The following is a 20584-nucleotide window of genomic DNA, read 5'->3' as shown; positions in this document are numbered from 1 at the left end:
CCGAACCATGAGCCTGCCCATCGAATCCGTCGAAACGTATCGCGACGACTTCACGTTTCGCAACAGCGAACGGGCCATTGCCCGCTTTCCCTTCCCGTTTCCCGAGGACAACTACATGTACTCGGTCAACATCGAGCCGGCTGTCTCGCGCAACCCCGGTTCGGTCTTCGAGCATAACTTCGACATCGACGAACACTACCGCGCGGAAGTGGCCGAACGCGCCATCGTCCTCGAACAGGACCCGCGCCGGTGCATCGTGATGCCGCACATGGAAACGGCCTCGTGGGACGCGCTCGACATGATCATGCATCACCTCGCGGCCGACTACCCCGCGTGGTTCGCGCTCGAATGCGACGGGGACCGCTGGCACTGGACCAACCGTCCACTGAACATTCAGCAAACCTTCACGTTCGGCGACGCAGCGACGCTGCCCTGCCCGCCGCTCGAATACATCATGCGGCAGACCCAGGGCGACATGGCGCTGCTCGATCAGCGCGACGGCGATCTGTTCATGGATGCCGGCGTGATTACCGGCCCGGCGGACTGGTCGCTCGCGTTCGATGCCGGCATGAGCTTCAGGCAGTGGCACTCGCCGGTTCCGCTCGCGCACCAGGCCGGCATCTTCGAGCGGGCGCTCAAGTACCTGCTCGCGATCCAGCCCGGCAGCCCGGTGCGCCGGCTGAACTGGACGCTCACCATCCATCCGCGCCTCGATACCTCGTCGGAAACCTGGCACCTGTGGGGCAGCGAGCGCGGCCACGTCACGCCGGAAAACGTAGGCGACATCGTGCACCTGCGCGTCGAGCTGCAGTTCATGGCCCGCCTGCCGCGCAGCCATGCGCTGATGTTCGGCATCCGCACCTTTCTATGCAGCATGGCCGACCTCGCGACCAACCCCGAGTGGGCGCGCCGCCTGCATCGCGTGATGCGCGACCTGCCTGACCCGATCGCCGAATACAAGGGCATATCGCGTTACCGCGCAACGTTGGTGGACTGGCTGAGCCAGTTCGACAGGTAAGCACCGTGCAGGACATTCAACCCATCATCTTCTTGTCGGAGCATTCAGCATGGCAACTTCCTGGCGCATTTCCGCACTCGCCGACCGTCACCGCGCACTCGGCTCGAACCTCGAAGACTGGAACGGCATGGGAACGGCGTGGACCTACTCCAGCGATCTCGCCGACCACCACGAGGCCATCCGCACCCGCGCGGGACTGATGGACGTGTCGGGCCTGAAGAAGGTCCACTACGTCGGCCCGCACGCGCAAAGCCTGCTGGACTGGGCGACCACGCGCGACATCGGCAAGCTCTATCCGGGCAAGTCGGTCTACGCCGCTATCCTCAACGAGGAAGGCAGGTTCATCGACGACTGCATCGTCTATCGCACGGGTCCCAATGCGTTCATGGTCGTGCACGGTTCGGGAACGGGCTATGAACGCCTCGTCCGTTCCGCTTACGGACGGCAGGTTGCCGTGTTGTTCGACGACGACCTGCACGATCTGTCGCTGCAAGGCCCGGCAGCAGTCGACTTCCTTGCCGAATACGTCCCCAGCATTCGCGACCTGCCGTACTTCCACCACGTGCAGACCCGCCTGTTCGGGCGGCCGGTGACGATCTCCCGCACGGGCTATACCGGCGAGCGCGGCTACGAAATCTTCTGCAAGGCAGCCGATGCCCCACTGATCTGGGACACCATCCTGGAAAAAGGCCAGCCGCTCGGCATCATTCCGTGCGCGTTCACGGCACTCGACTGGTTGCGTGTTGAAAGCTACCTGCTGTTCTATCCGTACGACAACTCGGAAATGTATCCCTTCGCCGACGAAAAGGCCGGCGACACGCTGTGGGAACTCGGCCTCGACTTCACTGTTTCGCCGGGCAAGATCGAATTCTGCGGCGCGACCGAACACTTCCGTCTCCAGGGGCGCGAGCGCTTCCGGATTTTCGGCATCGAGATCGACTCGCAAAAAGCCAGCGCGGGCGGCGACACGCTCTGGCACGACGGCAGGCAGGTCGGCGTCGTGACCTGCGGGATGTACTCGCGCCTGACCGGTCGCTCTCTCGCGATCGCGCGGCTCGACGTCCCGCAGGCGGTACCGGGCACGCCGCTCGTGGTGAGGGGCAGCATCGAAGCCACGGCCCGCGCCGCGGCGCTGCCGTTCGACGATCCGGAAAAGAAGAAACGCACCGCGATCGGCTAGGCGATTGCACGCGTGCAAAAGACGCGCCCGGCCAGGCGCGCGCGCCGCCCGGTTTTCCCTTCACATGGACTCAAGGACTCAGCGTGAGCCAGAACTACATTTTGACGGTGAGCTGCCCCGCCACATCCGGCATCGTGGCAGCGGTCACCTCTTACCTTGCCGCGTCGCACTGCTATATCGGCGAACTCGCCCAGTTCGACGACGAGACCAGCGGCACGTTTTTCATGCGGGCGGTATTTCGCTTCAACGAAGGCGCCAAGAGCGACATCGATCGCGTGCGTCATGAATTCTCCAGCATTGCGAACGATTTCTCGATGCAATGGAAACTGACGAATGCCTCGGAGCCCATGAAGGTTCTCTTGATGGTCAGCAAGTTCGACCATTGCCTCGCCGACCTGCTGTATCGGCTGCACAAGGGCGAACTGCGCATACGCATCACCGCGGTTGTCTCCAACCATCTGGACCTGCGCCCGATGGTGGAGCGCGAAGGCATCCGCTTCGTCTATCTGCCCGTCACGCCGGAAACGAAGGCCCGCCAGGAAGCGGATCTGCTGCACATCGTCGAGGAAACCGGCACGGAGCTGGTTGTGCTCGCCCGCTACATGCAGATTCTCTCCAACGATCTCTGCACGAAGCTGGCCGGCCGCGCCATCAACATTCACCACTCGTTCCTGCCAGGCTTCAAGGGGGCGAGGCCGTATCACCAGGCGTTCGACCGCGGCGTCAAGCTGATCGGCGCCACGGCCCACTACGTGACGTCCGATCTCGACGAAGGGCCGATCATCGAACAGGAAGTGCAGCGCGTGGACCACGTGCTCAAGCCCGACGATCTGGTGGCGATCGGCCGGGACACCGAAACCGTTGCCCTCTCGCGCGCCGTGAAATACCACACGGAGCACCGCGTATTCCTGAACCAGCACCGCACGGTGATCTTCCGATGAGCGCGGCACACGTGATCGACGGCAAGGCCGAGGCCGCACGTCTGCTCGACACGCTGCGCGCAGACGTGTCGCGTCTGCGCGCGCAGGGCGTGACGCCGTGCCTCGCCGTCGTGCTGGTGGGCAACGATCCGGCCAGCGAGGTCTACGTGCGCAACAAAGTGCTGCGTGCCCGCGAAACCGGCATCGAATCGCTTGAATACCGCTTGCCGGCCAACACCGACGAGCCCGCGTTGCTCGGCCTGATCGCGAAGCTCAACGCCGATCCCGCCGTCCACGGCATTCTCGTGCAGATGCCGCTGCCCGCAGGACTCAACGAAAGCGCCGTGATCGACGCGATCGCCCCCGGCAAGGACGTGGACGGGTTCCACCGCGAAAACGTCGGTCGGCTCGTGCTTGGCGAACCGGGGCTTGCGCCGTGCACACCGGGCGGCTGCCTGCATCTGCTGCACCTGGTCGCGCAAGACCTGAGCGGCAGACACGCGGTGGTGGTGGGCCGCTCGAACATCGTCGGCAAACCCGTGGCGACGCTGCTGCTCCAGGCGAACTGCTCGCTCACCGTCGTGCATTCGCGCAGCGTCAATGCGGCGCAACTGTGCCGGCAGGCCGACATCGTGATCGCCGCGGTCGGCAAGCCGCAACTGATCGACGCGAACTGGGTCAAGCCAGGCGCAATCGTCATCGACGTGGGCATCAACCGCATCGAAGTGGACGGCAAACCGAAACTCGTCGGCGACGTGGACTACGACAGCGTATCGCGCGTCGCCAGTGCGATCACGCCCGTGCCGGGCGGCGTCGGGCCGATGACCATTGCTTTCCTGATGAAAAACACGATTGCCGCCGCAGCCGCGCAGCATGGCCTGCGGCAGCAGGCTCCCGCTTCAGCGGCCTGACCGCCGCCCGATTTCTTTCCAGCAAGGTGAACACCATGAAGAAACGCGTTGCAATCATCGGCGCCGGTCCTTCCGGTCTCGCGCAACTTCGCGCATTCCAGTCGGCCGCGGCGAAGGGCACGGAAATTCCGGATCTCGTCTGCTTCGAAAAGCAGGCCGACTGGGGCGGCATGTGGAACTACACGTGGCGCACCGGCACGGACGAGCACGGCGAGCCGGTACACGGCAGCATGTACCGCTACCTGTGGTCGAACGGTCCGAAGGAATGCCTGGAATTTGCCGACTACACGTTCGAGGAACACTTCGGCAAGCCCATTGCCTCGTACCCGCCGCGCGAAGTCCTGTGGGACTACATCAAGGGCCGCGTCGAAAAAGCAGGGGTGCGTTCCCACATCCGCTTCAACACGGTCGTGCGCAACGTAAGCTTCGACGATGCGACCCGCCAGTTCACCGTCACGGTTCACGACTTCGACCGGGACGTCACGTACAGCGAGACCTTCGATTACGTGGTCAACGCGTGCGGACACTTCTCGACTCCCGACGCCCCGACGTTCCCCGGCTTCGATTCGTTCAAAGGCCGCATCCTGCATGCACACGATTTCCGCGACGCGATGGAATTCCGCGGCAAGGACATTCTGCTGATCGGCAGCAGCTACTCCGCCGAAGACATCGGTTCGCAATGCTACAAATACGGCGCCCGCAGCATCACGAGCTGCTACCGCACGCAGCCGATGGGCTACCAGTGGCCGCCCAGCTGGGAAGAAAAGCCGCTGCTCAAGTACGTGAACGGCAACACGGCCTTCTTCGCGGACGGCTCCACGCGCAAGATCGACGCGATCATTCTCTGCACCGGCTACAAGCATCATTTCCCCTTCCTGCCGGACAGCCTGCGCCTGCGCACCAACAACCGCCTGTGGCCGCTGAACCTCTACAAGGGCGTGTTCTGGGAAGCCAACCCGCAGATGATCTATCTCGGAATGCAGGACCTCTGGTACTCGTTCAACATGTTCGACGCCCAGGCCTGGTACGTGCGCGACGTGATTCTCGGCCGGATTGCCCTGCCCTCGCGCGAAGCGATGCACGCGGAAGATCTCGCGTGGCGAGCCCGCGAAGAAAAGCTCGTCACGAATCAGGAGATGTTCGAGTTCCAGGGCAGCTACATCCAGGAGCTGATCGACGCGACGGATTACCCAAGCTTCGACATTGCCGGCGTCAACCGCACGTTTCTCGAATGGAAGCACGACAAGCACGAGAACATCATGGCTTATCGCAACAAGTCGTATCGTTCGCTGATGACCGGCACCCAGTCCCCGCCGCATCACACGCCGTGGATCAAGGCGCTGGATGACTCGATGGAGGCCTACCTCGGCGAGCCGGCACCCATCGCCAAAGCCGGTTGAAACGCGGAGCCCGCTCATGACGATTCGCGCACCTTCCGTCTCCCGACCGCACGAGCCGGCTCTCGCTGGCCATTACGACGGATGCGAACGATACCGCGTGGCTGGCGGCGGCCTGAGTGTCGTCGACCTGCAACGTGGCGACACGTTGCAGGTCATCGACATCGAAGGACTCCAGCCGGCGGAACTGCTCGCCGTGCATGCCGGAGACGGCCGCTGCGCGCTGGCCGCCCTCGGCCTGCGGGCGGATTCGCGCGCGACCTTCATTGCCGGTTCGCTCGGGCAGGCAACGCAGCACAACGTCAAGATATCGGCCATCCTCGCCCGCCGTGGGCTCGATGTCCGGCGGGCGCAGGCCGCCTTGCTGTGGCCGCCCGGCACGGCCGCCGGTCATGCCTGCACCATGACGGCGAGCGAGCCCCTGGTCGTGTTCGTGGCCGCGCCGGGCAGACCGGGCACGCCCGACGAGATCGGACAGCAGGCGACGGAACTGCAACTCGTCGTGCGCCGCGCTCATCCGCCGTCGGCATATGAACCGCAAGAGAGCGTGCCGCTGGCCGACCCGCTCGACGACTTCCTGATCCGCCCCGGCACGGCGCGGGCCTATACCGTGCGGGCCGGCGAGTACCTCCAGATACTCGACGTGGCAGGACGGCAATGCACAGACTTCGTCGCGTTCGATCTCGCCGCGCTCGAGCACGGCGACGTGCTCGATCTCGACCCGACCGTCACCCGCACCCTGAACGGCAGCGCCTGGCCTGCACCGGGCCTGTTCTCCCGCTTCTACGATCGCAACATGCGACCGATGCTGGAGGTGGTGCGCGATACGGCAGGCCGGCATGACTCGTTCTCGCTCGCCTGCACGGCGCGGTATTACGAGTCGCAAGGCTACCCCGGTCACCCGAATTGCAGCGACAACATCAGCGTAGCCCTCGCGACTTTCGGCGTACCGGCGCGCCCCGGCTGGCCCGCCATCAACTTCTTTTTCAACACGAGCATCGACGCCCGTCAGCAGATCACGATCGACGAACCGTGGTCGCGGCCCGGCGACTACGTGCTGTTGCGCGCGCAAAGGGATCTCGTCTGCGTCAGCACGTCGTGCCCCGACGACATCGACCCGGCCAACGGCTGGAATCCGACCGATATCCAGGTTCGCACCTATTCGAGCAAGGAGCGCATTTCCGTGTCCATGGCCATCCGATCCACGCCCGACGCCCCGGCGGTTCTCACGCAGGAATCCGGCTTTCATCCGCGCACTTCCGCGCTGACGCGCCGCTTCACGCAATACCGCGGCTGGTGGCTGCCCTCGCAGTTCGACGGCTACGGCGCAATCGACGAATACTACGGCTGCCGGGAACGTGCCGCGATCATGGACCTCTCCGCGCTACGCAAATTCGACATCCTCGGGCCCGATGCCGAAGCGCTGCTCCAGTATTGCCTCACGCGCGACGTGCGCAGGCTCGCGGTCGGGCAAGTGGTGTATGCCGCCATGTGCTACCCGCACGGCGGCATACTCGACGACGGCACGCTGCTGCGCTTCGGCCCGGACAACTTCCGCTGGATCTGCGGCGAAGATTACGCCGGCATCTGGCTGCGTGAACAGGCCGAAAAACTCGGTATGAAGGTCTGGGTCAAATCGGCCTCTTCGCAGATCCACAACATCGCCGTGCAGGGACCGCAGAGCCGCGCGATCCTGCAACAGATCGTCTGGACACCGGGGACGCAGCCTACGCTTGCTGGCCTCGGCTGGTTCCGCTTTCTGGTCGGCCGCATCGGCGGGTACGACGGGCTGCCGGTCTGTGTCAGCCGCACGGGCTACACCGGCGAGCTTGGCTACGAAATCTGGTGTCATCCCGATCATGCGGCAGCCGTGTGGGATAGCGTGTGGTCGGCGGGAGAGCCGTTCGGACTCGTACCGCTCGGCTTCGATGCGCTCGACATGTTGCGCGTGGAGGCCGGGCTCGCGTTTTCAGGCCACGAATTCAGCGATGAAATCGATCCTTTCGAAGCCGGCATAGGCTTTTGCGTACCGCTGAAAACCAAGAGCGACGATTTCATCGGGCGCGAAGCGCTGCTGCGCCGTAGCGCGCATCCGCAACGCAAGCTCGTCGGGCTCGAACTCGCCGGCAACGAGCCCGCCGCGCATGGTGATTGCGTGCACACAGGACGGGCCCAGACAGGCGTCGTGACAAGCGCGACCCGCTCGCCGGCCACGGGCCGCAACGTCGCGCTCTGCCGGTTGGACGTGGCTTACGCCGAACCGGGCACTGTCGTGCAGATCGGCAAACTCGACGGCCAGCAGAAGCGCATCGACGCCACGGTCGTAGCGCCGATTTTCTACGATCCGGAGAAGTCCCGCGTGCGGAGCTGACAGCCGGCTACCGCTGCAATTGCGTCGACGACGCCGACCATGAGCAACCCTGCATCTGACGCTCACGCCGGCGCGTCGGCTGGAGGCTGCTTTCCGCTCGGTTATTGACCCGCGCCAAGGCCTTCACGAAGACGTGCTTCACGCTGGCCAGCTGCGGCACCTCGGCTCTTGCCGCCGGATAGCTGTGCAGCCGGTCGGTGACAATCTTCCGGGGCACCGGGTATGAGTGCAGCCTCTTTCCGAAGAAGCGCCTTGCCGCAGTTTTGTCACGGCGCTTCTGCAGCAGCACGTACGGCTTACCGCGCAGTTTGACGAACAGCTCATCGAGATGCCACGTCGTGCCCGGCCGCGGCCGGGCCGCTTTCACCTGGCAGGCGCATACATCGCGCCGAACCGGTCGCACCCGTTGCGCACCGACTCGTAGCTGACCACGACGCCGCGCTCGAGCAGCAATTCCTCGATGTCATCCCCCAACTCTACCCAGCGCGGCCTTCACGTTGACATTGCCGGATGGAGTGATCTCCGCCCGGGCGAAGACTCAGGCCGCTTTGTGGCAAACCACTTCGATGTTGTGCCCGTCCGGACCAATGACGAACGCGGCAAAGTAGTTCGCGTGGTAGTGCGGGCGCAGACCCGGTGCGCCATTGTCTTTGCCGCCCGCGGCGAGCGCTGCGCGATAGAAATCTTCGACTTGCTGGCGAGTCTCGGCCACGAACGCCAGGTGAAGATGCGCCGGCTTTTCCCCGGTCTGGTACAGACACAACGACGCCTTGCCCGGCGGGCTCAGCTCGACACCGTACGTCGGCACCCCCTCCCCGACAACCGCTACGCCGAGCGGTTCGAGTGCCTTGAGGAAGAACGCTTTGCTGGCTGCATAGTCGCTGACGCCGAATTTGACGTGGTCGAACATGGGTTCTCCTGGAGTGTGGGACCTGCGCGAGGCCGGACGCGATCGAGCGCTCACCGCGATGTTGCCACACGTCGCCGACAGCGCTATGCCGCCGGGCAGCCGCCCCCCATCGAACTGCGCGCAATCGTGCGGTACGACTGGGCAAGCGGTGCGCTTGCACGGTATGCGGTGCCACCGGGGGATCAGAACAGCGAGCCGGCTTTCGTGCTCGATGCGCGATCTTGCTGCGGGACCGGTCGCCACCGTGCACCTTCCCACGCGAATTCCGGCCGGGTTTCATGGCGCATGGCTCGCGAATGAAGATCGAGGCGTTGCCTGAAGCCGTATTCGTTGCGTTACGCCCTGCCCCGCAGCGCCCGGCACGCGATGAATGCGCCATCTCAGCCCGGCCAAAGCGCAAAGCCGTGCACAATACCGCCCATGCCAGCCCCCGACCTCGAACGCCTTGTCACCCTCGCCATGCCCTTTGGTAAATACAAAGGTCGGCTCATTGCCGACCTGCCCGGGCATTACCTCAACTGGCTGGCCCGCGAAGGGTTCCCGCGCGGCGAGATCGGGCGGCTGCTCGCGCTGATGCACGAGATGGACCATAACGGCCTGAGGGGCCTGCTCGATCCGCTGCGCAAGCGCGAATAGCGCAATCGCGTCGATGCGGCCCGTCGGCGTTCATCACGCATCCGGCAAGCTCTCGACAGATGCGCTCCCCGCCGCTCAACGCGCCGCGTGCACGTGCAGCAGTTCCCGTACGCGGCGTGCGCGCGCATCGAGCGGTTCTGCGCCATGCCCCGGCAGCAGCGCGCGCGTCGTCATAGCGCGCGACTCGCCGCTTCGCACATCCACTTCGCGAATCACGCGGCCGCTCTCCACGATGAACGCAACGTCGGCCAAGGCCAGCACGTCGTCGATGTCGTGCGTGATCATCACCACCGGCATCTGCCAGCGCGCGAACACGTCGCCCAACTGCCCACGCAACTCGTCACGCAGCAGCGGGTTCAGGGCTGCGAAGGGCTCGTCGAGCAACAGCAGGCCCGGCCGGCATGCTAGTGCGCGAGCGAGCGCGACACGTTGCTGCTGCCCGCCCGAGAGCGTGGCGGGACGGCTCGACGCCAGTGCCGCGAGCCCGAACGTCTCCAGCAGTTCGTCCACGTGCCGGGCGTCGTCGTGCGACAGCCTGCGCCGTTGCCATGTCGTCAGGCCGAACGCAATGTTGTCGCGCACGTTCAGGTGCGGAAACAGCGCGTAGTGCTGAAACAGATAGCCGACGCTGCGTTGCTCGGGCGGCAGGTCGATGCCCTGTCGCGAATCGAACAGCACGCGCGCGCCGATGCGCACATGCCCATGCTGCGGTTTCAGCAGCCCCGCCATGGCCTGCAGCGTCATCGACTTGCCGCCGCCCGAGGGGCCATAGAGCGCAACCACCTGCGCATCCGAGATGAACCGCGTGGCGAGCGTAAAACGCCGTGCGCCGTCGCAAACGGTGGCATCAAGATCGATATCGATCATCGCGTGCAGGCAGTCACGGCTGCGAGAAGCCGTGGCGCTTCAGAATGTCCTGCGCGGCCGGACTCAGCAGGTAGTCGATGAACGCCTTCGCAAGTGCCTGCTCGTGGCTCGCGCTCACGGCGACCACGGGATACGTCACGGGGTCGTGTCCGCCCACGGTCTGCACGATCTCCACCTTGCCGGGCATCAGCACGGCGTCGGTGCGATAGACGAAGCCGGCTTCGGCTTCGCCGCGCGAGACGTAATCGAGCACTTGTCGCACGCTGTCGGCCTGCACGAATTTCGGTGCGAGCGCATTCCAGAGCATCGCTTTTTCGAGCGCCTGTTGCGTGTAGCGACCCACCGGCACCGTCGATGTCTTGCCGATCGCGATGCGCCGCACGGCCGGGTTCGAAAGATCCGCCACGCTCTTCACGGGCGAGCCCTGCGCCGCAGGCACGATCAGCACCAGTGCGTTTGCGGCGAAGTCGCGCCGCGTGGAGGCGTCGAACAAACCGGCTTGCACGCCGCGCGTCACCGTCTGCTCGTCTGCGCTTGCAAACACATCGACAGGCGCGCCCTCGCGAACCTGTTGAAGCAGCACGCCGGAGGCCGCGAAATTGAAACGCACGGTCACGTCCGGATGCAATGCCTGGAATTTCGCGCCCACCTCGTTGAACGCTTCGGTCAGACTGGCCGCAGCCGAAACGGTGAGCTGCTGCGCGAGCGCGGCAGAGGGCAGCACGACACAAGACAGCACTGCAATCAGGATGGCGAACAAAACGGCGCGAAGACGGTTCACGAATCACCTCAAGAAGTCAGCGAAGAGAGAGAAAGCGGCCGGACAACACCAGCACTGCGATAGAAAGCATCGACGTGACGAACACCAGCAGCAAGGCGGCCTGGTCGCGGCCGTCCTGCATGGCGTCGTAGATCGCCATGGAAAGCGTTTGCGTCTGGTGGGGAATGTCGCCGGCCACCATCAGCGTCGCGCCGAACTCGCCCATGGCGCGCGCAAAGGCCAGCAGCGTGCCGGCGAGGATGCCGGGCCACGCGAGCGGCAGCGTGACCCGCACGAACACGGACCACGGCGACTGGCGCAGCGTGCGCGCTGCGGCTTCGAGCGAGCGATCCACACCGGCGAACGCAGCGTTCGCGGACTTCAGCACGAGCGGCAACGCGACGATGGCCGACGCGAGCACGGCCCCGTGCCAGTTGAAGACGACCGTGTAGCCCACCTGCCGATACAGCCAGCCGCCCACCACGCTGCGCCGACCAGCCGCGACCAGCAACCCGTAGCCGATCACCGTGGGCGGCAACACGAGCGGCAGCATGAAGACCGCCTCCAGCATCGCGCTGCCCGGAAAGCGACGGCGCGCGAACAGCCAGCCCAACGCAATGCCCGCCACGAGCGCGAGCACCGTCGCGATGCCCGCCACGCGCAGCGAAAGCCAGAATGGCGACCAGTCCATCGAATGTAGGGAATCCGACATTTCCGACAATCCGTGTGAAGAATCGGGCGATGCGTGAGGCAGTGCAAGATGCAAGCCATGCACGGCGGCCATCGTCGTGTCGCGCGATCACGTTCAGCCCAGCCCGGCCGCACGCGCGAACAGCGCGAGCGACATGCGCGCCTTCGCCGCGTCGTGTGTCGCGGGCTTGAGCAACAGTCGATGGGGACCGAGCCGCTCGCTCATCGACTTCACACGCGCAATGCACTGCTCGGGGTCGCCGATGATCGCGTTCGCAAGAATCACGTCGTTGGGCGCATCGGGCGCGAACATCGGCGGCAGCTTGCCTGGTGGAAAATGCACGCCCATCAGCTGCGGGTACGCGCGCACGGCTTCAACGCCGTGCTCCACGGCGCGACGCCCGTCTTCGTCGCAATGAAAGAAGCGCGCAATCGCGAACGGAAAAGCGCCGCGTCGCACACGCTCTGCCGCCACCTGCTTTGCGACCTGATCGAGATCCGCAGAAGGTGCGGCCATCAGGCCATAGCCGTGCTCCGCGGCAATTTTCGGCGACGCCCCGCTCAGGCTCGCCAGCCACACCGGCACCGGCTGCTGCAACGGACGTGGATAGACCGCCACGCTTTCGTAGCGAAAGAAGCGCCCTTCGAAGTGCGTTTCGGGTTCGGTCCACAGCCGCTCGATCAATGCGAGCGCCTCATGCATGCGCTCGCGTGCCATGTCCCCGGACGCAATTCCCGACGGACGATACTGCGCAGGAAACGGCCCACCCCGCGCAACGCCGAACTCGATGCGCCCGCCGCTCAGCAGATCGAGCGAGGCAATGTCTTCCGCCACGCGCAGCGGGTCGTTCAAGGCGAGCAGCGATGCGCCCGTGCCGAGCCGGATGGCCGACGTGCCCGCCGCAATCTGCGAAAGCAGCACCGTGAGCGCACTGCCGACCGCGAACGAACTGTAGTGATGCTCGGCCACCCACACGTCGTGAAAGCCCATCTGTTCCGCCGCGACGCCGGTGCGAACGGTTTGCCGCAGCGCGTCGCGCGCATCGCCGTGAGGATTTTCGACGTTGAGAAACACGCCATATCGTGGTGGGAAATCCCGCATGGCTCAGGTCCGCCGATTCAGATCGCGAGCAGGCGCCGCAAACCAGCTGCGCACCGTGTCGTAGGCATAGCGCGTGAGCCCATCGTGACGCGCGCGCGGCGCGAGCAGATGAACCGAAAGCGGCTCGGCCCAGCCCCAGAAATCGGCACGCAGCGCAGCCGGAAAATCCACGTCGTCGAACGCGTGCCACAACTGCACGAGCCACAACTCGCGCCCTTCTTCATCGAGCAACAGCGGCAGGCCCGCGCCCGCCTGCAAATGCGCATGACGCTGGCTGTAATAGAGCGGGCCGCCGCACGCTTCCACAACATAGTCGGCCACACGCTCGGTCACGCAGTCGAAGCAGTCGCCCGCATGAATGAAGAGCGGCGTGGTTCTGAGGCGGTGCATGTGCTGCCGCACGAGTTCGCGCAAACCCGCTTCCTCGCAGATGGCGAGCAGACGATGCGGCGGCGGCGGCAACGGCGGACAAATGGTGTGCCCGCCGTGCAACGCGTGATCGCGCGACGATTGCGCAACGGGCCAGCGCAAGGTCCGGTAGCAGGCGCGCGTGCACGGTGTCCAGCGCGCACGCGGCGTGGCCGCAGAAGTGGGTTTCATGAGCGTGTCGGATGTCTTGTCCAGTTTGTTGGCTATATATCGCGATACATAACGGTGGCCACGACAAAGCAAGTACCAGGCCGGAACCGGCCCGCCGCCTACTCGGTCCCGAAGCAGTGCGCGTAGTCCGTGCACACGCCGCAACTCGGCGCCTTGCAGACGAACAGTCCCTCACGCTCGCACAGTTGCTTATAAAAGAACTTCTTCCACTTCATGTCGTGGACGTTCTTTGCGGCGAGCCGCGGATACCAGTACCCCAGCAGCGCGGAAAGCTCACGCCGCGACGGCAATCGCAGGTCCTGCCAGAGATGATTGGCACCCAGGCACGCGCACGCCAGCGCATGCGCCACACAGGTGGCTTCCTCGCGCGTGCCCGCACGCGGATCGACGTGATCGGCGAACAGCGTCACGAGGTCTTCCACTTCGTCGTAGCGCGAGCCGCACTGCGATACGTGCTCCGATACGTGCTCCGATAACTGCTGCGATGCCTGAACAGAAACCGCGGCCCACACAGGCGCAAGCGCCGCCTCTGCACCGGGAAACCAGCGGGCGAGCAGCCATTGCGTCTGCTGCACATCGAGACCGCGAATGGGCAGCACGTGCACGCCGTCCCGCTCGAACGCGGACGCGAGCACACCGGCAAGCGCCAGCACCGTCGGGTTGTCGGTGCTAGCCGCGTGGTGCATCAGCGTGGCGTGGAAGTTCATGATGCGATGCGCTCAGATCTGCGCGGCCGCGTGCGTATAGCACTTCTTCGGGCAGATCTTCGCGCACGCCGTGCAGCCGATGCACAGCTCGCGATGCGCGATCGTCATGACCTTCTTTTCGTACTCGTCGTCTTCGTCGTCGCCGTCGAGGCGAATGTGCGCACCTTCGTCGTCGAGCCCCACGAGTTCGAGCACGCCACGCGGGCACACGCGAAAGCACCGTCCGCAGCCGATGCATTTTTCCTCGTCGAGCGTCGACACGAAGGTCGGCGTCCAGGTCTCGCCGCTTGGCAGCGTCACGCTGAAGGTATCGCTCATGGTCGCCTCTATGGTGGTTTCGGCCGGCTCACGCCGAAGCCGAGGCCGCGGCTGCGGCTGCGGCCTTGCGTGCATCCATGAGCGCCGCGTGCGCGTCGTGGCAGCGCTGCGCGACGGCGAGAATCTGTTCCCAGTTCGTCGGCAGTTCCTCGGAAAGATCGTGCAAGTCCATCTTCGCCTGCGTGGCCTGCGCGTTGAGCTTTTTCAGGCGCGCCTTCAGTTCGTCGGCATCGGTCATCGTGTTCTCCCCTTTCACGCGCCGTATTGCGCGACAGCCGGATACGTGCGGATCATTTCCACCGCTTCATTGAGAAACTTGCCGCCCGCCTCGGCCAGCTTCGCGAGCGACGGAAAGCCGAAGCGATGCACGTCGCGCAGCTGCTTGTTGACCACCACGAGCCGCCCCGCAATCAGCACCATGCGGCCGAATCCTTCGTGGCTCATCTTCATCATCGGCGACACCATCTGCCCCGTTTCGCGCTCGATCGCCACCGCAATCGCGTTGTAGAACAGCTCCAGATGCCAGAGCGTTTCGGGGTCCGGGTCGCCCATGATCGGAATCGCACGGCGTTCCTCGGGCGTGAGGATGTACCGCTTCAGCAGTTGCAGATCGCTCTTGCCTTCCCACGTGCCGTGCGTGTCCTGCGCGCGCAACTGGCGGATGAGCTGCTGGACGAACGGCGTCGCCAGCAGCTGCGCGTCGTCTTCCGTGTCGGCGCGCGTTTCGTTGGTGATGGCTTCAGCCATGAGATACCTCGTCGTTCTCTTCGAAATCGTATGAACGTGCCCCGTCTTTCGCGAGCGCCTTGCGCAGCCACGGCGGCGGCGTGCCTTTCAGCACGTCGCGCAGCTTCACGAGAATGGCTTCGATAGGCTCCGGCTGCGGCACCTTGATGGGATGAATCTTCAGCGCCACCACGCGCGCCGCGCCGGAGCCGCCAATCGCGGCAACGTACAGAATCGCGCAGTCCTTGACCGCTTCGAGCTTGGGTGCGAGCTTGTCTTCGTCGCCGTCTTCTTCCAGCTTGCCGCCGAAGTCGAACGTTTCGACGAACGTGTGGCCGTCCGCCGTTACGTCGTAAGTGACGATGCTTTTGGCCCAGCCGAAGTGCGCATCGACGTGCACCTTGTCCTGGGTCGCGAATGCGATTTTCATGAGTGGGGCTCCTCGTGCCGTTGGTTCACGCACCGGCCGCAACGACCGGAATCTTCACTTCACGCGCGGGGTCGCGCGCGGCCAGATCCACCGACGCCTGCGGCAGCGGCCAGTCGCCGGGATGGTGATGGGCAATCTGTTCGATCATGAGATTCGCGACTTCGAAGATCAGGTTCATCGTGCCGCGATAACCCACCTGGCAGCGGTGTGCATTGCCCACGCGGTCGAACACCGGAAAGCCCACGCGCATGAGCGGCTTGCCGAGCCGCTCCGCCATCTGCCGGCCGTGCGAATGCGTGATGAGCAGATCGCAGTCGCGTGCGGCGCGCTCCATGTCTTCCAGGTCGCCCAGCACCACTTCGCTCGCCGGTAGCTGTTCGTGCGAAGGCGACGCCGTGGTGCTGATGCAGACCGCAAGCTCCGCGCCCATTTCATGCAGCAACGCGCCGAGCGCGAGCAGCAGGTCCGGCTCTGCGCCAATCGCAACCTTGATGCCGCCCGTGTAGAAGTGGCCGTCGAGCATCGCATCGAGCAACTGGCTGCGCTGCCTGCGGTATTTCGCGGGCACCGGCCGCCCCGACAGTTGCGCAAGGCGCTGAAGCAGGCGGTCGTTAGGTTCGAGCCCGGTCAGGCGCCCGAATATCTCGAACGGCGTGCCCGCCACGTCCTGCAACGCCTGCGCGCCTTCGCGCGTTTGCTCGCCCACACCGATCGTGAACGCCGACGCCCCGGCCGCGCGAATCTGTTCGAGCGTCGTGCCGCCCAGTGTGGTGCCGCGCCAGTCCGGCGCAATGTGGCCGTCGAGCGAGCCCGAAAGATCGGGCAGCACGACGACGTCGAGCCCGAATGCGGTAACGATCTCGCGCAGTTCGTCGATATCGGCCGGCGAAAGATGGCTGCCGGGCAGCAACGTGATCTGCCTAGCGGCCACGGGCAGCGGCTTGACCAGCGCCTTCACGATGGCCGTAACGGCGTGCCGGTAGCCGTCTTCGAAACCACCCACGTAGTCAGGCGTGGACACGTAGACCAGTTCCGTATCGTCCAGCTCGGGCTTGCGCTTGCGCACTGTCGTGAGATAGCCCTCCACGTCGTCGCCCTTCGTTTCCGTGAGACCCGTCGAGCAGATCGCGATGATCTTCGGCGCCGCGCGCTTGCGGATGTTGAGCAGCGCCGTCTCCACGTTTTCGTAGCCGCCCAGAATCGTGGTGACCTCGTTCATCGCCGTGGTCTGTAGCGGAATGGCTTCCTTGAAGTGCCGCACCAGCAGCACGAGACCGAACGACGTGCAGCCCTGCGAGCCGTGCATGACCGGCATGCACGCGTCGAGCCCCATGAACGCATAGCTCGCGCCAAGCGGCTGGCTCATCTTGAGCGGATTGACCGCACAGGCTTTCTTCGATTCGACGACCACGGCCATGATTCTCAGCTCCCCTTGCGCTCGCTTGCATTCAGGCCGGCACGCCGGGCTCGAGTCCCATCGCCCATGCGCGCACACCGGCAAAAGCGGCGGGCTCGACAGCCGCAACAGGCGCACGTACAGCGTTCAGCGTTTCGCCGTCGTCACCCCAGGGCGCGGGAATGCGCACCTGCTGCCACACGGGGTTGTGAATCGCGCGGTCGATCTCGTGCACGAGTTCCACCATCCCCTCGTACGCGCCATACGGGTGATGCCGCTCCTGGTTGATGTCGAGCCACGGCATGCGCGCCTTCAGCGCGACGAATTGCGAGCGCCCGCCGGACAGCATGATGTCCGCCTTCGCATCGCGCAGCATGGTGTACATCTCGCGCGGCGTCATGTCGTCGATCATGTGGGCGTCGTCACCCATGATCTCCTTGATCTTTTCCTTGTCCTCTTTCGTGCTCTTCTTGACGCTCGTGCCCACAATTTCGAGCCCGGCTTCCTGTAGCGCCGCGACCACCGACCACGATTTCACGCCGCCCGTAATGAGCAGCACACGCTTGCCTTTCAGCCGCTCGCGATAGCGCGCAATGCGTGCCCACGCGCGCGCCTCTTCGGCGGCAATCAAACGTTCCGTGCGTTCCAGCAGGTCTTCCGGCGCGCCCTGCTGCACCAGCAGCTTCGCGATCTGCCGCAAGGTATCGCTCATGTCGCCAATGCCGTAAAACGAGCCCTCGAAATACGGAATGCCGTAGCGCTGCTGCATCTTCGTCGCGATGTTGATCATCGACTTCGAGCAGACCATCATGTTGACCTTCGCGCGATGAGAGCCCGCAATCTCGTTGTAGCGGCCATCGCCCGAAATACACGAGAGAATGCGGACGCCCAGTGCGTCGAGCAGCGGCTTCGTTTGCCACAGTTCGCCCGAGAGGTTGTATTCGCCAATGATGTTGATGTCGTACGGTGTCGTGTATTCCGGCTCGCGCGTGCCGATGACGTAGTCGAGCAGCGCCTCGCCTCCCAGCTTGTTGCCCAGATTCTTCGGTCCCGCGAAGCCCGGTGAATTGACCGGAATCACGGGCTTGCCGAACTTCTCGGACGCCCGTTTGCAGACCGCTTCGATGTCGTCGCCAATCAGCGCCGTCACGCAGGTCTGATAGACGAACACGGCCGGCGGATCGTATTTCTCGATGATCTCGCGCACGCTTCTGAAAAGCCGCTTCTCGCCGCCGTACACCACGTCGAGTTCGTTGATGTCCGTGGTAAAGCCCGTGCGGTAAAGCGTGGAACCCGACGACGCTGCATGGCGGTTGTCCCACGAATTGCCTTCGCATGCGATAGGCCCATGCACGAGATGCGCAACATCCACCACGGGCTGCAACGCGATCTTTGCACCGTCGAATGCGCAGCCGCCCGCGGCCGCGCCAGGCGAGAGTTGCTTCGTGCAGCCCTTCTTGCGCTCCTTTTCGCTTTTGCCCTGGTTCTTGTCGCAACCGGGCTCGTCGAAGACTTCGGCAATCTTGGCCTTGAGCGAAGCGGACATGACGGGCTCCTGACGATGTGGGGTGACTCGAAACTGGCAAGTTCCGTACCACGGGTTGATTGCCTGCAACGCGCGCTACGGCCGTGCTTGCGGCGAGAGAAGTGCATGCCGATTGTCGTCATCGAAACGCAGATTGGCCGCTTTGAAGGAATTGCGACAGACAGCGGACCGGCTACTCCGCCCCTTCCGCCGCACTCTTCGCCCACACCGCGAAACGGATGCGCTGCGTAATGCCGGCCGGGCTCGCATCGAACGCACGGTGTGAAGCGGCCATCGCCCCCTGCGCGATGGCCGCTTCAGCGTGGTTCAACGGCAACCGTCCCGCCACGTGCGTGGCGCCCGGCACGTTGCGCGTAATCGCCTGGCGGTTCGGATGCTCGATAACGGGCACCAGATGGTCCGCTTCGCGCACGCCAGCCAGGCAGACCCAGCCGTCGATCACCTCGACCTTGCGGCCGTCCTGCGTAACCTTGACGAGTACCGGGTCTGCCATCGCTGTGCCCCTTCAGCGAATGATGTCGTAGCTGTAGTCGGTCTTCGCGGGCACGATGGTGTTCGCATCGAGCGTCTCGAAGAACTCGTCCAGCAGCATCACGAGCACGCGCAGCGCACCGTCGTAGCCCCACGTCGGGTAGCGATGGTAGTGATGACGGTCGAAGATCGGGAACACCATGCGAATGAGCGGCGTCTTCGTGTCGCGCTCCAGATACTTGCCGTAGGTGTTGCCGATCAGGAAGTCCACCGGTTCCGTGTACAGCAGCGAACGCATGTGCCACAGGTCGCGCTTCGGGTACACCTTGCAGCCTGCGCCGTAGGGCGAGGCGTCGAAGAGCGCCTGCACTTTCGCAGCCCAATCGTCGTTGCCATTGGTCGCCAGCACGTGCGCCGGTTCCGCGCCCAGTTCGAGCAGGAACTGCGTGTAGCCGAGCATCTGGTCCGGGTCGCCGTACAGCGCGAAACGCTTGCCGTGTAGATGGGCCTGGCTGTCCGCCATCGCATCCACCAGTTGGCCGCGCTCCTTTTCGAGTTGCGCGGGAATGGGCTTGCCCGTCACGCGCGAAATTTCCATCAGGAAGCGGTCCGTGCCGGCCACGCCAACGGGCGCGTTGAGCACCACGACTTCCTGCCCGTGTTCCGCGATGAACTTCGCGGTCTTCTCGCAGCAGTATTCCTGGAACACGAAGGTCGCCTTCGCGTGCAGCGCGCGCTCTACTTCTTCCTTCGTCGTGCCGCCCTCGTACATGCGGAATTCGCCGTCGGTGGGCGTATTCCACGTTTCCGACGGGTCGCAGATCACGTTCACCTGCACGCCGAACAGTTCGAAGATGCGGCGAATTTCCTTCATGTTGCCCACGACGAAGCCGTCGAAGCCGCCGATGAAGTTCACGCTCTCGTCCGGCACGCGCACGAGCGGCGCGGTGGTGCCGGCCTTGCCGCCCCAGAAGTGCTTGAGAATGCCGAGCAACGCGTTGTCGTAGCCCGTCACGTGGCTGCCCACGAACGCGGGTGTGTGGGCGAACGGCACGTCATAGTCTTCCGGCACGCTGCCCTTCTGCTTGCTGTTCTTGATGAACGCGTCGAGGTCGTCGCCGATCACTTCCGCCATGCACGTGGTCGACACGGCGATCATCTCGGGCTTGTAGAGGTTGTACGCGTTCGCGAGGCCGTCGATCATGTTGTTCAGGCCACCGAACACCGCGGCGTCTTCGGTCATCGAGGAACTCACGCACGACGTGGGCTCCTTGAAGTGCCGCGAGAAATGCGAGCGGTAGTACGCCACGCAGCCCTGCGAGCCGTGCACGAACGAAAGCGTCTTGTGAAAGCCGTTCGCCACGTAGACCGCGCCGAGGGGCTGGCATGCCTTGGCGGGGTTCACCGTGAGCGAATCGCGGGCGAAGTTCTTCTGCTTGTAGTCTTCGGTCTTGGTCCATTCGACGATCTGCTTGACCGTCTCGTCGGGATGGTTGAACTCGAAGTTCTCTTTCTTGGTACGGAAGATTTCCTGATACTCCGGCTCGCGGAACAGCAGCTCGTGATCGAGAATCCTGTCGGCGGATTGGGGCATGACGTCACTCCTGAATCGGTATCGATGAGGTCGG

General features: G+C 64.4%; 22 protein-coding genes and 2 pseudogenes. 8 read left to right on the top strand and 16 right to left on the bottom strand.

What is annotated here, in order from left to right:
• Positions 1-7: 7 nt before the first annotated feature.
• The 6 genes from P2869_RS19645 (at position 8) to P2869_RS19620 (ending at position 7797) form a co-directional block, all read left to right on the top strand.
• Positions 8-1018, top strand: a complete 1011-nt coding sequence (locus tag P2869_RS19645) for a DUF3445 domain-containing protein (protein WP_277599253.1) — start codon at positions 8-10, stop codon at positions 1016-1018.
• Positions 1019-1067: 49 nt separating this feature from the next.
• Positions 1068-2198: an aminomethyltransferase family protein gene (locus tag P2869_RS19640; protein ID WP_277599252.1), complete on the top strand. Its 1131-nt coding sequence runs from the start codon at positions 1068-1070 to the stop codon at positions 2196-2198.
• A gap of 83 nt (positions 2199-2281) precedes the next feature.
• Complete coding sequence (gene purU, locus P2869_RS19635; RefSeq protein WP_277599251.1) at positions 2282-3139, top strand: formyltetrahydrofolate deformylase; 858 nt, start codon at positions 2282-2284, stop codon at positions 3137-3139.
• On the top strand, positions 3136-4029 hold the full coding sequence (folD, locus tag P2869_RS19630; RefSeq protein ID WP_277599250.1) for a bifunctional methylenetetrahydrofolate dehydrogenase/methenyltetrahydrofolate cyclohydrolase FolD: 894 nt from the start codon (positions 3136-3138) through the stop codon (positions 4027-4029). The genes purU and folD overlap by 4 nt, the downstream gene beginning before the upstream one ends.
• A 35-nt stretch (positions 4030-4064) precedes the next feature.
• Positions 4065-5429, top strand: a complete 1365-nt coding sequence (locus tag P2869_RS19625; RefSeq protein WP_017773488.1) for an NAD(P)/FAD-dependent oxidoreductase — start codon at positions 4065-4067, stop codon at positions 5427-5429.
• Between the two features lie 16 nt (positions 5430-5445).
• Entirely contained in the window at positions 5446-7797 is a 2352-nt protein-coding gene (locus P2869_RS19620) for an aminomethyltransferase family protein (RefSeq protein ID WP_277599249.1), read from the top strand.
• A gap of 13 nt (positions 7798-7810) precedes the next feature.
• On the opposite strand, the pseudogene P2869_RS19615 reads toward P2869_RS19620, so the two are convergent.
• Together P2869_RS19615 and P2869_RS19610 are read right to left on the bottom strand one after the other, a co-directional pair.
• Positions 7811-8262: pseudogene (locus P2869_RS19615) on the bottom strand (DDE-type integrase/transposase/recombinase); the annotation flags it as partial.
• Between the two features lie 73 nt (positions 8263-8335).
• Positions 8336-8707, bottom strand: a complete 372-nt coding sequence (locus P2869_RS19610; protein WP_017773486.1) for a VOC family protein — start codon at positions 8705-8707, stop codon at positions 8336-8338.
• Between the two features lie 84 nt (positions 8708-8791).
• Between P2869_RS19610 and P2869_RS19605 the strand changes: the two are divergent.
• Both P2869_RS19605 and P2869_RS19600 read left to right on the top strand, forming a co-directional pair.
• Positions 8792-9026, top strand: a pseudogene (locus P2869_RS19605) (carotenoid oxygenase family protein); the annotation flags it as partial.
• Positions 9027-9127: 101 nt separating this feature from the next.
• A complete protein-coding gene (locus tag P2869_RS19600) occupies positions 9128-9343 on the top strand; it encodes a DUF3820 family protein (RefSeq protein WP_026121182.1) in 216 nt (71 codons plus the stop codon).
• A gap of 75 nt (positions 9344-9418) precedes the next feature.
• Here P2869_RS19600 and P2869_RS19595 read toward each other — a convergent pair whose 3' ends face one another.
• From P2869_RS19595 to nifK, 14 genes are all read right to left on the bottom strand, one after another.
• Complete coding sequence (locus P2869_RS19595; protein WP_017773484.1) at positions 9419-10210, bottom strand: ATP-binding cassette domain-containing protein; 792 nt, start codon at positions 10208-10210, stop codon at positions 9419-9421.
• Between the two features lie 13 nt (positions 10211-10223).
• Complete coding sequence (modA, locus tag P2869_RS19590; RefSeq protein WP_051061947.1) at positions 10224-10970, bottom strand: molybdate ABC transporter substrate-binding protein; 747 nt, start codon at positions 10968-10970, stop codon at positions 10224-10226.
• Between the two features lie 37 nt (positions 10971-11007).
• Positions 11008-11682, bottom strand: a complete 675-nt coding sequence (gene modB / locus P2869_RS19585; RefSeq protein WP_026121180.1) for a molybdate ABC transporter permease subunit — start codon at positions 11680-11682, stop codon at positions 11008-11010.
• A 93-nt stretch (positions 11683-11775) separates the two neighbouring features.
• Positions 11776-12762, bottom strand: a complete 987-nt coding sequence (locus P2869_RS19580; RefSeq protein ID WP_277599248.1) for an LLM class flavin-dependent oxidoreductase — start codon at positions 12760-12762, stop codon at positions 11776-11778.
• Positions 12763-12765: 3 nt separating this feature from the next.
• Positions 12766-13362: an oxygen-binding protein gene (locus tag P2869_RS19575; RefSeq protein ID WP_199542131.1), complete on the bottom strand. Its 597-nt coding sequence runs from the start codon at positions 13360-13362 to the stop codon at positions 12766-12768.
• Between the two features lie 98 nt (positions 13363-13460).
• Positions 13461-14069 carry a nitrogen fixation protein NifQ gene (locus P2869_RS19570; protein WP_017773479.1) on the bottom strand — a complete coding sequence of 203 codons (609 nt, stop codon included), beginning with the start codon at positions 14067-14069 and terminating at the stop codon, positions 13461-13463.
• A gap of 12 nt (positions 14070-14081) precedes the next feature.
• Complete coding sequence (gene fdxB, locus P2869_RS19565; RefSeq protein WP_017773478.1) at positions 14082-14387, bottom strand: ferredoxin III, nif-specific; 306 nt, start codon at positions 14385-14387, stop codon at positions 14082-14084.
• 28 nt (positions 14388-14415) lie between these two features.
• Positions 14416-14625 carry a CCE_0567 family metalloprotein gene (locus P2869_RS19560; RefSeq protein ID WP_277599247.1) on the bottom strand — a complete coding sequence of 70 codons (210 nt, stop codon included), beginning with the start codon at positions 14623-14625 and terminating at the stop codon, positions 14416-14418.
• A 14-nt stretch (positions 14626-14639) separates the two neighbouring features.
• A complete protein-coding gene (locus P2869_RS19555; RefSeq protein WP_017773476.1) occupies positions 14640-15134 on the bottom strand; it encodes a NifX-associated nitrogen fixation protein in 495 nt (164 codons plus the stop codon).
• On the bottom strand, positions 15127-15543 hold the full coding sequence (nifX, locus tag P2869_RS19550; RefSeq protein WP_017773475.1) for a nitrogen fixation protein NifX: 417 nt from the start codon (positions 15541-15543) through the stop codon (positions 15127-15129). The genes P2869_RS19555 and nifX overlap by 8 nt, the downstream gene beginning before the upstream one ends.
• Positions 15544-15568: 25 nt before the next feature.
• The gene (nifN, locus tag P2869_RS19545; RefSeq protein ID WP_042302363.1) at positions 15569-16960 is read right to left on the bottom strand and encodes a nitrogenase iron-molybdenum cofactor biosynthesis protein NifN; all 1392 of its coding nucleotides are present in this window, start codon (positions 16958-16960) and stop codon (positions 15569-15571) included.
• Between the two features lie 31 nt (positions 16961-16991).
• Entirely contained in the window at positions 16992-18485 is a 1494-nt protein-coding gene (gene nifE, locus P2869_RS19540) for a nitrogenase iron-molybdenum cofactor biosynthesis protein NifE (protein ID WP_017773473.1), read from the bottom strand.
• A 172-nt stretch (positions 18486-18657) separates the two neighbouring features.
• The gene (locus tag P2869_RS19535) at positions 18658-18978 is read right to left on the bottom strand and encodes a hypothetical protein (RefSeq protein WP_017773472.1); all 321 of its coding nucleotides are present in this window, start codon (positions 18976-18978) and stop codon (positions 18658-18660) included.
• 12 nt (positions 18979-18990) lie between these two features.
• Complete coding sequence (gene nifK, locus P2869_RS19530) at positions 18991-20550, bottom strand: nitrogenase molybdenum-iron protein subunit beta (RefSeq protein ID WP_017773471.1); 1560 nt, start codon at positions 20548-20550, stop codon at positions 18991-18993.
• Positions 20551-20584 lie beyond the last annotated feature (34 nt).

Origin of the sequence: Paraburkholderia sp. SUR17 (genome assembly GCF_029536165.1) — a bacterium.
GTDB lineage: Bacteria > Pseudomonadota > Gammaproteobacteria > Burkholderiales > Burkholderiaceae > Paraburkholderia > Paraburkholderia kururiensis.
The sequence above is the reverse complement of the archived record's forward strand: the minus strand, read 5'-3'. Positions and strand labels throughout refer to the sequence as shown.

Bases quoted from the DNA above. Each gene is read 5' to 3' on its own strand.
- fdxB (WP_017773478.1), bottom strand. From the start codon at position 14,387: ATGAGCGATACCTTCAGCGTGACGCTGCCAAGCGGCGAGACCTGGACG.
- nifK (WP_017773471.1), bottom strand. From the start codon at position 20,550: ATGCCCCAATCCGCCGACAGGATTCTCGATCACGAGCTGCTGTTCCGC.
- P2869_RS19555 (WP_017773476.1), bottom strand. From the start codon at position 15,134: ATGGCTGAAGCCATCACCAACGAAACGCGCGCCGACACGGAAGACGAC.
- P2869_RS19580 (WP_277599248.1), bottom strand. From the start codon at position 12,762: ATGCGGGATTTCCCACCACGATATGGCGTGTTTCTCAACGTCGAAAAT.
- nifE (WP_017773473.1), bottom strand. From the start codon at position 18,485: ATGTCCGCTTCGCTCAAGGCCAAGATTGCCGAAGTCTTCGACGAGCCC.
- P2869_RS19535 (WP_017773472.1), bottom strand. From the start codon at position 18,978: ATGGCAGACCCGGTACTCGTCAAGGTTACGCAGGACGGCCGCAAGGTC.
- P2869_RS19575 (WP_199542131.1), bottom strand. From the start codon at position 13,362: ATGAAACCCACTTCTGCGGCCACGCCGCGTGCGCGCTGGACACCGTGC.
- modB (WP_026121180.1), bottom strand. From the start codon at position 11,682: ATGTCGGATTCCCTACATTCGATGGACTGGTCGCCATTCTGGCTTTCG.
- P2869_RS19570 (WP_017773479.1), bottom strand. From the start codon at position 14,069: ATGAACTTCCACGCCACGCTGATGCACCACGCGGCTAGCACCGACAAC.
- P2869_RS19640 (WP_277599252.1), top strand. From the start codon at position 1,068: ATGGCAACTTCCTGGCGCATTTCCGCACTCGCCGACCGTCACCGCGCA.
- nifN (WP_042302363.1), bottom strand. From the start codon at position 16,960: ATGGCCGTGGTCGTCGAATCGAAGAAAGCCTGTGCGGTCAATCCGCTC.
- P2869_RS19560 (WP_277599247.1), bottom strand. From the start codon at position 14,625: ATGACCGATGCCGACGAACTGAAGGCGCGCCTGAAAAAGCTCAACGCG.
- P2869_RS19620 (WP_277599249.1), top strand. From the start codon at position 5,446: ATGACGATTCGCGCACCTTCCGTCTCCCGACCGCACGAGCCGGCTCTC.
- P2869_RS19645 (WP_277599253.1), top strand. From the start codon at position 8: ATGAGCCTGCCCATCGAATCCGTCGAAACGTATCGCGACGACTTCACG.
- P2869_RS19625 (WP_017773488.1), top strand. From the start codon at position 4,065: ATGAAGAAACGCGTTGCAATCATCGGCGCCGGTCCTTCCGGTCTCGCG.
- P2869_RS19595 (WP_017773484.1), bottom strand. From the start codon at position 10,210: ATGATCGATATCGATCTTGATGCCACCGTTTGCGACGGCGCACGGCGT.
- P2869_RS19610 (WP_017773486.1), bottom strand. From the start codon at position 8,707: ATGTTCGACCACGTCAAATTCGGCGTCAGCGACTATGCAGCCAGCAAA.
- folD (WP_277599250.1), top strand. From the start codon at position 3,136: ATGAGCGCGGCACACGTGATCGACGGCAAGGCCGAGGCCGCACGTCTG.
- nifX (WP_017773475.1), bottom strand. From the start codon at position 15,543: ATGAAAATCGCATTCGCGACCCAGGACAAGGTGCACGTCGATGCGCAC.
- P2869_RS19600 (WP_026121182.1), top strand. From the start codon at position 9,128: ATGCCAGCCCCCGACCTCGAACGCCTTGTCACCCTCGCCATGCCCTTT.